8 protein-coding genes are annotated in these 10,928 nt (G+C 61.1%); all 8 read right to left on the reverse strand.

The genetic code is table 11. The features are described from left to right. Positions 1-119: 119 nt before the first annotated feature. Entirely contained in the window at positions 120-1,334 is a 1,215-nt protein-coding gene (locus B5G06_RS13270; RefSeq protein WP_087189526.1) for a hypothetical protein, read from the reverse strand. After that, a complete protein-coding gene (locus B5G06_RS13275) occupies positions 1,331-1,816 on the reverse strand; it encodes an RNA polymerase sigma factor (RefSeq protein ID WP_087189527.1) in 486 nt (161 codons plus the stop codon). The genes B5G06_RS13270 and B5G06_RS13275 overlap by 4 nt, the downstream gene beginning before the upstream one ends. Positions 1,817-1,930: 114 nt before the next feature. Continuing rightward, entirely contained in the window at positions 1,931-4,378 is a 2,448-nt protein-coding gene (locus B5G06_RS13280) for a glycogen/starch/alpha-glucan phosphorylase (protein ID WP_087189532.1), read from the reverse strand. Positions 4,379-4,492: 114 nt separating this feature from the next. Beyond that, the gene (gene glgA / locus B5G06_RS13285) at positions 4,493-5,932 is read right to left on the reverse strand and encodes a glycogen synthase GlgA (protein WP_087189528.1); all 1,440 of its coding nucleotides are present in this window, start codon (positions 5,930-5,932) and stop codon (positions 4,493-4,495) included. A 104-nt stretch (positions 5,933-6,036) separates the two neighbouring features. Then, on the reverse strand, positions 6,037-7,152 hold the full coding sequence (gene glgD, locus B5G06_RS13290; RefSeq protein ID WP_087189529.1) for a glucose-1-phosphate adenylyltransferase subunit GlgD: 1,116 nt from the start codon (positions 7,150-7,152) through the stop codon (positions 6,037-6,039). Continuing rightward, positions 7,149-8,357, reverse strand: coding sequence for a glucose-1-phosphate adenylyltransferase (locus B5G06_RS13295; protein WP_087189530.1), 1,209 nt, complete (start codon positions 8,355-8,357; stop codon positions 7,149-7,151). Before B5G06_RS13295 ends, glgD begins: the two co-directional genes overlap by 4 nt. A 60-nt stretch (positions 8,358-8,417) precedes the next feature. After that, entirely contained in the window at positions 8,418-10,565 is a 2,148-nt protein-coding gene (glgB, locus tag B5G06_RS13300) for a 1,4-alpha-glucan branching protein GlgB (RefSeq protein ID WP_087189531.1), read from the reverse strand. A 149-nt stretch (positions 10,566-10,714) separates the two neighbouring features. After that, the coding region (locus B5G06_RS14225; protein ID WP_204220862.1) for a hypothetical protein at positions 10,715-10,928 on the reverse strand (214 nt) is incomplete at its 5' end.

A 10,928-nucleotide genomic window follows, 5' to 3' on the forward strand; every position in this document is an offset into this window, starting at 1 on the left:
GGTAAGCCCGAGAAAGAAATGCAGTCGGCAAACCTTTCGGGGCCCCTTAAGGGGCTTCGTCCGTATCAGGCCCTTTTAGGGCCTACTCAAGCCTCCGGCTTAGCCGGAGGTTTTGACTCTCAGGCCAGCTCCTCCAGAATGTGGTGGGCCAGACCGTCATTGAAATATCGCCGGTAGGGTACCTCGTCCTGATACTTTGGATCGATGGCGGGGACGTAGGCTACCCCTACGCCCATAAAGGGGGAGGGGTCCACTCCGTCAAACATACGGTCGGCCATGTCCCAGTAGTCCTGTGTGAACAGAATACGGTACACCGGCTGGAAGTAGGGCTGGCCCATACTGATATCGTACTCCAGGGAGACAAAGATGATCTGGGCATCTTCAGGGTGGTAGGTAAAGCTGCTGCCCCAGTAGTCCCAGGAGCGGAAGGAATCCAGGGCGTCGTCGGGGGAGCGGAGGGGGTAGGTACCCACGCTCGCCCCGGGCTGGAGGTAGAGGGTCAGAGAAGTATTCCGCACCTCCATGCGCTGGAAGCTGTAGGAGTAGATCTGCTCCTCCGGGGTGGCGTCCTGGTCCAGCAGGAAGGTGGCCTGGGTGACATCCGCTTCTCCGGTATAGGCGTAGGTTTCCAGGGTTTCCTGCCCGGTCTGGGGAGGCACGCTGGAGGAGGAGAGCATTTCCTCCGGCGTCATGGCGCTGTAGAGGAGATAGCTGCGGGCGGTCTCGGCCATGGCAGCCAGGTCGGGAGAATCATAAATTTGCAGGCTGTAGAACCCCTCCAGCCGCAGCTTAGTGCCGTCGGTACATTCCGCGGTCAGGGTGGGAGAGCGGCCCATGGTGTCCTCCCCGGTGCTGGGCCGCCAGGTAAAATCGCTGATATGGGCGATGGTCAGCCCCAGATCGGCTGCCAGGCCCTGAAGCGCCGCCCGCTGATCCCGTTCAGTGGGGATGGGGTTCTGGTACACCGGTAGCTCGGTCAGCTCCTCCAGCCGCCCGGCGGTGGGATTGTTGCCCATGAGCTGGCTGGGGTCGGTGACAATGGAAAAACTTTCAAAATAGATCCATTCGGGATTAATGGTAGGGGTGGGTGTGACCACCGGCTCCGGTGTGCGGGCGGTGCCGGGTCCGTCGGGGTCCACTTCGGTCCGGCTGGACAGCCATACCCCGCCGGTGACGGCTACAGCCAGGGCCGCCGCCGTGGCGGCGATGGCCAGAGGCTTACGGGAGGGCCGCTTTTGTCCCTGAGCCTGCTCCATGGCAGCCAGCGTGCGCTCCCGCCAGGCGGGGGAGGGGGTCACGCCGCCCAGTGTGCTGCGGTAATCCTTGCTGTTCATGCCCATTCCTCCTTCAGCGCGTCTTTCAGCTTGTCTCTGGCCCGGCTCAGCCGGGAGAGCACCGTGTTCCGGGGACAGCCCAGCAGTTGGGCGATTTCGGCGGCGGTATAGCCCTCGATGTAGTGGAGGTACACCGGCCAGCGGTATTTGGGAGGTAAGGCGGCCACCGCCTCCCAGGTGCCGCCGGTCTCCGGCGGCGGGGCGGCCTGACGGGCCTCCTCCAGAGGAACGGTGCGCCTGTGCCAGGGGGAGCGCCCCCAGCTTTTGCAGCGGTTGGCGGTGGCCCGTATGAGCCAGGCTTTCAGGTGGGTCTCATCGGCAAAGCGGGGGTCGCACTGGATGAGGCTCACAAAGACCTCCTGGGCCACGTCCTCCCCGTCGGCCACGCTGCCGGTGCCCTGGATGGCCATGCGGTAGACCAGCGGGCCGTAGCGGTCCAGGATCTCCTCACAGGAGAGAGAATTGCCATTGAGGGTGGGCATTGCGTTCACTCCCTTCTTGTCCTTCTGCCTAGAAAGCGCGGCGGCGGGCCAAATGATTGCATCCGGATAAAAAAAGCGGGCGGCCTTTTGGCCGCCCGCGGAATCGCAGGTGATTTACTTGATCTCCCGGACGGGGACGTTCCAGATATCCTTGGCGTAGTCCCGGATGGAACGGTCGGCGGCAAAGATGCCGGAGCGGGCGATGTTCATGAGAGACATCTTGTTCCACCGCTTGGGGTCCTGATAGGCCTGACCGGCCCGGGCATGGGCGTCCCGGTAGCTCTCGAAGTCGGCCAGCAGCAGGTACTCGTCGGCGGGGCCGCCGTCGCCGAACAGCAGCCGGCGGGCGATGTCGTCGTAGTTAATGCCGTCGCCAAAGCCCAGGTTGAGCTGCTCCACCACAGACCGCAGGTCGTTGTTGTGGATATAGTACTCATAGGACTTGTAGCCGTTGTGCTTGAGCTCGGCAACCTCGTGGGCCTTCAGGCCGAAGAGGAAGATGTTCTCGTCGCCCAGCACCTGGTGCATCTCCACGTTGGCGCCGTCCAAGGTGCCGATGGTCACAGCGCCGTTGATCATGAACTTCATGTTGCCGGTGCCGCTGGCCTCCTTGCCGGCGGTGGAGATCTGCTCGGAGAGCTCGGAGGCGGGCATCAGCTTCTCAGCCAGGCTCACCCGGTAGTTCTCCAGGAACACCACCTGGAGCCGGTCCTTGCAGATGGGGTCCTTGGAGATCATGTCGGCCACGGAGTTGATGAGACGGATGATCCGCTTGGCCACGGCGTAGCCGGGAGCCGCCTTGGCGCCGAACAGGTAGGTGCGGGGAGCAAAGTCGAAGTGGGAGTCGTTCTTCATCCGCTGGTACAGGTAGATGATGTGCAGCACATTGAGCAGCTGGCGCTTATACTCGTGCAGCCGCTTCACCTGCACGTCGAACATGGCGTCGGTGTTGAGGAAGATGCCGTGCTCCCGGGCCACCCAGGTGGCGAAGGCCTTCTTGTTGGCGGCCTTGATCTCGCCCAGGCGGGACAGAACCCCGGCGTCGTCCTGGAACTTCTCCAGTTCCTTCAGGGCGTCGGGCTGGAGCAGGTACTTGTCGCTGCCGCAGCAGTCCCGGATCAGCTCATCCAGGCGGGGGTTGCACTCGCCCAGCCAGCGGCGATGGTCAATGCCGTTGGTCACGTTGGTGAACTTGTCGGGGGTGCGCTGATAGGCATCGTGGAAGACGTCCTTCTTCAGAATCTCAGAGTGGAGGGCGGACACGCCGTTGATCTTGAAGCAGGCGCACACGCACAGGTTGGCCATGCGCACCTCGCCCCCCCAGATGATGGCCATGGGAGCCACCTTGGACAGGTCGCCGTGGAAGTAGTCGGTGAGCACCTTCTGGTACCGGTTGGAGATCTCGATGAGGATCTGCCAGATCCGGGGCAGCAGGTTCTCAATGAGCTGCTGGGGCCAGCGCTCCAGAGCCTCGGCCAGCACGGTGTGGTTGGTGTAGGCGATGGTGTGGGTGACGATATACCAGGCCTCATCCCAGCCGTAGCCCTCCTCATCCAGCAGGATGCGCATCAGCTCGGGGATGGCCAGAGTGGGGTGGGTGTCGTTGATCTGGATGACGTGCTTCTGGTGGAAGTTGCGCAGGGTGCCGTATTCGGCCCGGTGCTTGCGCACGATGGACTGAATGGTGGCGGACACGAAGAAATACTGCTGCTTCAGACGCAGGGACTTGCCCTCGTAGTGGTTGTCCTCAGGGTAGAGCACCTTGGAGATGGACTCAGCCATGGCCCGCTGCTCCACCGCCTTCAGGTACTGGCCGGAGGAGAACAGGTGCATATCCACCGGCGTGGGGCTCTTGGCGTCCCACAGGCGGAGGATGTTGGCGTGCTCGGTGCTGTAGCCGGAGATCTCCATGTCCTTGGGCACGGCCAGAACCACGTCGTAGCCGGTGTGCTTGATGCGGTGGTGACCCAGTTCATCCCACTCGTCCTCCACCTTGCCGCCGAAGCGGACCTCCTCCACCTCATCCATCTTGGAGATGAGCCAGGCGTCGCCCAGACCCAGCCAGTTGTCGGGCAGCTCCACCTGCTGGCCGTCCACGATCTTCTGCTTGAAGATACCCAGCTCGTAGCAGATGGAGTAGCCAGTGGCGGGGATATCCAGGGTGGTCATGGAGTCCAGATAGCAGGCAGCCAGACGGCCCAGGCCGCCATTGCCCAGACCGGCGTCGGGCTCGGTCTCAAACAGGTCGGGAGCCGAGAAGCCCAGCCCCTCGATGGCCTCCTTCAGAGGCTCCAGCACGCCCAGGTTGTAGGCGTTCTTCATCAGGGAGCGGCCCATGAGGAACTCCAGGGACAGATAGTGGACCTGGCGCTGATGCTCCGCGATCACCTTGTCCTCGGACTTCATCTGCCGCTCGGAAATGATATCCCGCAGCACCATGGCGCAGGCCTTGAACATATGAAGGCTGGTGGCCTCCTCCACGTCACGGCCAAAATTGCGGCGCAATTTGCCGGTAATGAGGGTCATCAGCTCTTTTTTGGTGTATTTATGCAATGCAGACATCTCCAATACAATTAGGATGGCAACAAAATAGGCGCTCCGCAGGGAAAATCCCCCTGCGGAGCGGAATTTTATCACAACAGGATTCCATTTGTCAAGAGAAGGAAAACCTTCCCATTACTTCCCGGTGACCCAGCCGTAGATCTCCTGGTAGGCAGCGGCGGAGCGGGTCCAGGAGAAATCGGCGGACATGGCGTTCTTCTGGAGGCCCTTCCAGGCACTCTGGTCGTTGTGATAGAGGTTTACCGCGTCGGCAAGCACGCCGGTCATCTCGTGAGCGTTGATGTTGGCAAAGGAGAAGCCGGTGCCCTCGCCGGTAAATTTATTGTAAGGAATCACGGAGTCCCGCAGACCGCCGGTTTCCCGCACCACGGGGATGGTGCCGTAGCGCATGGCGATCATCTGGCTCAGGCCGCAGGGCTCGGAAATGGAGGGCATGAGGAAGATGTCGGCGCCGCCGTAGATGGCGGTGGACAGATTGGGGGAGTACATGATATGGGCGGCGAAGCGGCCGGGATACTGGTTCTGAGCCTGACGGAAGGCCTCCTCAAAGTTCCAGTCGCCGGTGCCCAGTACGATCATCTGCACGTCCATGCCCATAATATCGTGGATGGCGGCGGTGACCAGGTCGAAGCCCTTGTGCTTCACCAGGCGGGAGACACAGGCGATAATGGGGGTGTCGGGATTTTCCCGCAGGCCGGACATCTGCTGGAGAGCGGTCTTGCAGTTTTTCTTGCCGCCCATCTGCTTGACGGAGAAGGGTTTGGTCAGGCCCTTGTCGTGCCAGGGATCGTACACCTCGGTGTCGATGCCGTTGAGGATACCCCGCAGCTTGTGGCGGTTGTCGGCAATAACACCCTCCAGGCCGTGGGCGTAGAAGCTGTACTGCAGCTCATCGGCGTAGGTGGGAGATACCGTGGTGACATAGTCGGCGGCGTAGATGGCGCCCTTCATCAGGTTCACGTCGCCGTGATAGGCCAGCATATGCTCGTTGAAATAGCCGGCGTTCAGGCCAAACAGGTCCTTCAGGGTCTGGCTGCCATAGCGGCCCTGGTACTCGATGTTGTGGATGGTGAACACGCTCTTGGTGTCATACAGCTGAGGAATGCGGTGACGCTCCTCCAGCAGGTAGATAGGCACCAGGGCGGTCTGCCAGTCGTTGCAGTGGAGCACATCGGGATGCCAGTCGAGCCAGCCCATGGACTCCACAACGGCCCGGGAGAAGTAGGCGAAGCGCTCGCCGTCGTCATAGTGGCCGTAGATGGAGGCGCGCTTGAAGTAATATTCGTTGTCCACGAACCAGTAGGTGACGCCGTCCCGCTTCAGCTCAAAGATACCGCAGTAGGGGGTGCGCCAGGCCACAGTGATATGGAAGCATTTCAAAAAGGTCATCTGGCTGCGCCATTCTTCGCCGATCCCCTCATACAGAGGCAGGATCACCCGGACGTCGTTGTTCTCGTCCTTGGCCAGGGCCTTGGGGAGAGCGCCGGCCACGTCGGCCAGTCCGCCGGTTTTGATGAAAGGAGCGCACTCAGAGGTGGCAAACAGGATATTCATACATTACCTCCAACCATAAATTTGCCGGGATGCGGGACGCCTCCCGGGAGACGCCGCAGGAAAGGGAGGCGGCGGCGTTTTGCCGCCGCCTCCCCGCATACAGGTCAGACGATCTCGTTTTTGGCGATGGCCAGGGGGTAGGTGCTGTGGCCCATCAGCATCCGGCCTGGGTTGACCCGGACGTTCTTGTCGGTGATGGCGTACTTCAGTACGGCACCGGCCTGGATGGTGGTGCCCTGCATCAGCACACAGCCGGAGACCTTGGCACCCTTTTCCACCCGGACGCCCCGGAAGAGGATGGAGTTCTCCACCTCGCCCTCAATGATGCAGCCGTCGGCCACCAGAGAGTTGTAGGAGCGGGAGTCGGGTCCATAGTAGGTGGAGGGATCGGAGCGGTCCTTGGTGCGGACGGGACGGTCGGGCACGAAGAGTTGCTCCCGGACGGCGGGATCCAGCAGCTCCATGCTGCGGGCGAAGTAGCCCGCCACCGACTGCAGCCGGGCGGCATAACCGTCGAACACATAGGGGACGATCTTCAGCTGGCCCACCATGGACTGGAGCACACCAATGCTGAAGGAGTGGATGTTGTGGGCGGCACAATGGTCCACCAGGGAGAGCAGCAGCTCCTTGGAGAGAATGTAAACCTCCAGGGACTCACAGCCCTGAGCGATGGGAGGATGGACCGACACGTCGGTGATCCGTCCGCCGGCGCCGATGGTGAAGTAGTCGCAGCCCTTGGGATCGCCCTTGGGATGGCCGGTGCACACGGCGGTGATGTCGGCGTCGTTGCGGATGTGGGCCTCAAAGATATCCCGCAGGGGGAGGCTCACCGCCAGGTCGCCGCCGGCCAGCACCACGTGATCCTGACGGATGTTCTGGAGGTAGGAGCGGATGCCCGCCAGGGCGTCCATACGGCCCCGGTACATCCCTTCCCGTCTGCCGGAGTAGCTGAAGGGGGGCAGGATGCGCAGGCCGCCGTGCTTGCGGGACAGGTCCCAGTCTTTGCCGGAGCCCACGTGGTCCAGCAGGGACTGATAGTTGGCATCCACGATCATGCCAACGTCGGAGATACCGGCGTTGACCATGTTGGAGAGCATGAAGTCAATGACCCGGTACCGGCCGCCGTAGGGGATGGAGCAGGTGTTGCGGTTCTGGGTCAGCTCCCGCAGGTCGGGGTTGGAAAGGTAGGAGAAGATGATGCCGTGCAGTTTGTTCATCATTTCACCCCACCTCCTTTCACGTTACGAGTAATCATGGCCTTGGGAGAGACCACAGCGTCTGGGCCCACAGTCAGGTTCTGGGCCACCACAGCCACGCCCCAGTCCTCAGTGCCGTCGGGGGAGGCGCCCACCCGGGCCCGCTCACCGATGACGCTGTTCTCCGCGATGATGGAATACTCCACCACGGCGCCCGCCTTGACCACGGTGCCGGGCATCAGGATGGAATAGCGCACCACAGCGCCCTCCTCCACGATGACGGAGTGGAACAGGACGGAGTTCTCCACAGTGCCGTACACCTCGCAGCCGCCGGTGACCATGGAGTGGTCCACCTTGGCGTTCTTACCCATGAAGTGAGGGGGCTTGGTGGGGGTGCGGGCAAAGATGGGCCACTCGTTGTCGTACAGATCGATGCCGTTGTCGGGAGAGAGCATATCCATGTTGGCATCCCACAGGGAGTCAATGGTGCCCACGTCCTTCCAGTAGCCCTTGAAGCGATAGGCGGTCATCTTCTCGCCGGCATTGAGCATGGCAGGGATGATGTTCTTGCCGAAGTCGTTGGCGCTCTTCTCGTCCTCCTCGTCGGCGATGAGGTACTCCCGCAGCTTCTTCCAGGTGAAGATATAGATGCCCATGGAGGCCAGGTTGCTCTTGGGCTTCTTGGGCTTCTCCTCGAACTCATAGATGTCGTCGTTCTCGTTGACGTTCATGATGCCGAAGCGGGGAGCCTCCGCCATGGGGACCTCCAGCACGGAGATGGTGCAGGCGGCCTTGGTGTCCTTGTGGCGGCGGAGCATATCGGCATAATCCATCTTGTAGACGTGGTCGCCCGACAGAATGAGCACATAATCCGGATTGTAGGTATCCAGGAAGTTGATGTTCTGGTAGATGGCGTTGGCGGTACCCTTGTACCAGGTGCCCTTCTCGCCTTCCCGCATATAGGGGGGCAGGATGTGGACGCCGCCGTAGGAGCGGTCCAGATCCCAGGGCTCGCCGTTGCCGATGTAGGCATTGAGTTCCATGGGGCGGTACTGGGTCAGCACACCCACGGTATCAATGCCGGAGTTGATGCAGTTGGACAGGGGGAAGTCGATGATGCGGTACTTACCGCCGAAGGGGACTGCGGGCTTGGCCACGTGGCTGGTGAGGGCGTGCAGGCGACTGCCTTGCCCGCCGGCCAGCAACATGGCAACACATTCCTTTTTCATTCTATCACCTCAGAGTTTGAACTGGAACTAACTGATAAACTCCGGCTCTCCGGAGAGGGGTCACTTTTCCTTCTTTTTGCGGACCACGGGTTTGGCAGCCTCCGCCTTAACGGCGGGAGCGGCGGCCTTCTTGCGGACGGCAGGCTTGGGGGCAGCCTCCTTTACCGCGGGAGCGGCAGCCTTTTTGCGGACCGCAGGCTTGGCGGCGGGGGCCTTCACGGCGGGAGCGGCGGCCTTCTTGCGCACGGCGGGCTTGGGGGCTTCCTCCTTATCCGCCTTCTTCTTGCGGACGGGGAACTTGCGGGTACACTTGTAGATCACCGCGCTCATGGGCGGCAGGGAGATGGTAATGGACTGCTCCCGACCCTGGCTCTCTACATAGCGGCTGCGGACCGGCTCATGGTCGCCGCCCCCCTTACCGCCGAAGTCGAGATCGTCGGAATTGAAGATGACGCTGTATACGCCGGGGACAGGTACGCCCACGGTATAGCCGGTGCGGTCCACCGGGGAGAAGTTGCACACGATGACCAGGGCGTCTCCCTTGGCGTCCTTTCGCAGGAAGGCCACGGTGTTGGCCTGGTTGTCGTTGGCCTCGATCCACTCAAAGCCCTCCCAGGAGAAGTCCAGCTCCCACAGCTCGGGGTGGGCCAGGTAGAAGGCGTTGGCCTGCTTGAAGTAGTACTGCAACTGGCGGTGAGGCTTTGCCCACTCCTGGTCCGGGTCCAGCAGGTGCCAGTCCAGGGAGTGCTCATAATGCCACTCGTTCCACTGGCCGAACTCGCTGCCCATCATCAGCAGCTTTTTGCCGGGATGGGTGAGCATATAGGTGTAGAAGGCCCGGACGCCGGCAAACTTCTCCTCGTTGGTGCCCGGCATCTTGTTGATGAGGGAGCCCTTCATGTGTACCACCTCGTCGTGGGACAGGGGGAGCACGAAGTTCTCCGAGAAGGCGTACATCAGGGAGAAGGTGATGTCCTTGTGGTTGAACTGCCGGAAATAGGGGTCCAGCTTGATGTAGTGAAGGATGTCGTTCATCCAGCCCATGTTCCACTTCAGGTTGAAGCCCAGGCCACCCTCCAGGCCGCCCTCGCCCACCGGGTGGGATACACGGGGCCAGGCGGTGGATTCCTCGGCGATCATCATCACGTCGGGGTGTTCCTGGAACACATGGCCGTTGAGCTCCTGGATGAAGTCCACCGCCTCCAGGTTCTCGTGGCCGCCGAACACGTTGGGCACCCACTCGCCGCCCTGGCGGCCGTAGTCCAGGTAGAGCATGGAAGCTACCGCGTCCACCCGCAGGCCGTCGATGTGGAACTGCTCCAGCCAGAAGAGGGCGGAGGAGAACAGGAAGGAGCGGACCTCGTGACGGGCGTAGTCGAAGACACGGGTGCCCCAGTCGGCGTGCTCGCCTTTGCGGGTGTCGGCGTACTCATAGCAGGGTTCGCCGTCAAACTCGTACAGACCGAAGGCGTCCTTGGGGAAATGGGCGGGTACCCAGTCAAGGATCACGCCGATGCCGGCCTGATGGAGTTGGTCCACCAGCCACATAAAGTCGTGGGGGGTGCCGTACCGGCTGGTGGCGGCAAAGTAGCCGGTGCACTGGTAGCCCCAGGAGGCGTCCAGAGGATGCTCGGTGATGGGAAGCAGCTCCACATGGGTGAATCCCATCTCCTTCACATAGGGCACCAGATACTTGCCGATATCCCGGTAGGAGAGCATCTCGTCCTCGCCGGTACGCCGCCAGGAACCCAAATGAACTTCATAAATATTCAGTGGCTTCTGGTAAATCGGATTGTTCTTCCGGTAATCCATCCAGCTGCCGTCTCCCCAGCCGTAACCGGACAGGTCATAGAGCTTGGAGGCGTTGCCGGGACGGGTCTCGGCGTGGAAGGCGTAGGGGTCGGCCTTGGCCAGGACCCGGCCGGAGGCGGTATGGACCGCGTACTTGTAGCTGTCAAACTGCTTCAGACCGGGGATAAAGACCTCCCAAACGCCGTCGGAGAGCAGCTGCATGGGGTGGTCGGAGTCGTTCCAGCCGTTGAAATCGCCCATTACAGCGACCAATTGGGCGTGGGGAGCCCAAACCCGGAAGACCCAGCCATCCTGCCCGTCCTGCACAGCAGGGTGAGCGCCCATAAACTCCTGGGCCCGTACAGCGTGGCCCTGTGAAAAATCATGGAGGATCGTACTCGGTTTGGTGGAAGCCATAGGTATCCTCTCCTTGTTGGCAGCCCCCCAGAATAGCTGGAATGACGTAAACTGGGGGTTCTTGTCATTGGTAATAAATAAAATCCAAAATACGCGGATTTTATTTGTGTAAAGTATACAACCATATGGCAAGATAGTCAAGACGCGGATTACCAATCGGGGTGTAAAATTTCCAGTAATATATGCAATATCTTTTGTAAAGAACGCGCAGGGCCCGCCGCAGTAAAACTGCGGCGGGCCTCGGTTTGGTGGTACCAAAGACAACCCCCGGCTAAGCCGGGGGTAAAAAATAGCTTAAAGCGAGGAGAAGAGTAGAAAAAGAAAAAACTCCCTGATAAGGTAGAAGTGGTTTGCCGACCACAC

The sequence above is a fragment of the Flavonifractor sp. An52 genome (assembly GCF_002159385.1).
GTDB classification, from domain to species: Bacteria; Bacillota; Clostridia; order Oscillospirales; family Oscillospiraceae; genus Flavonifractor; species Flavonifractor avicola.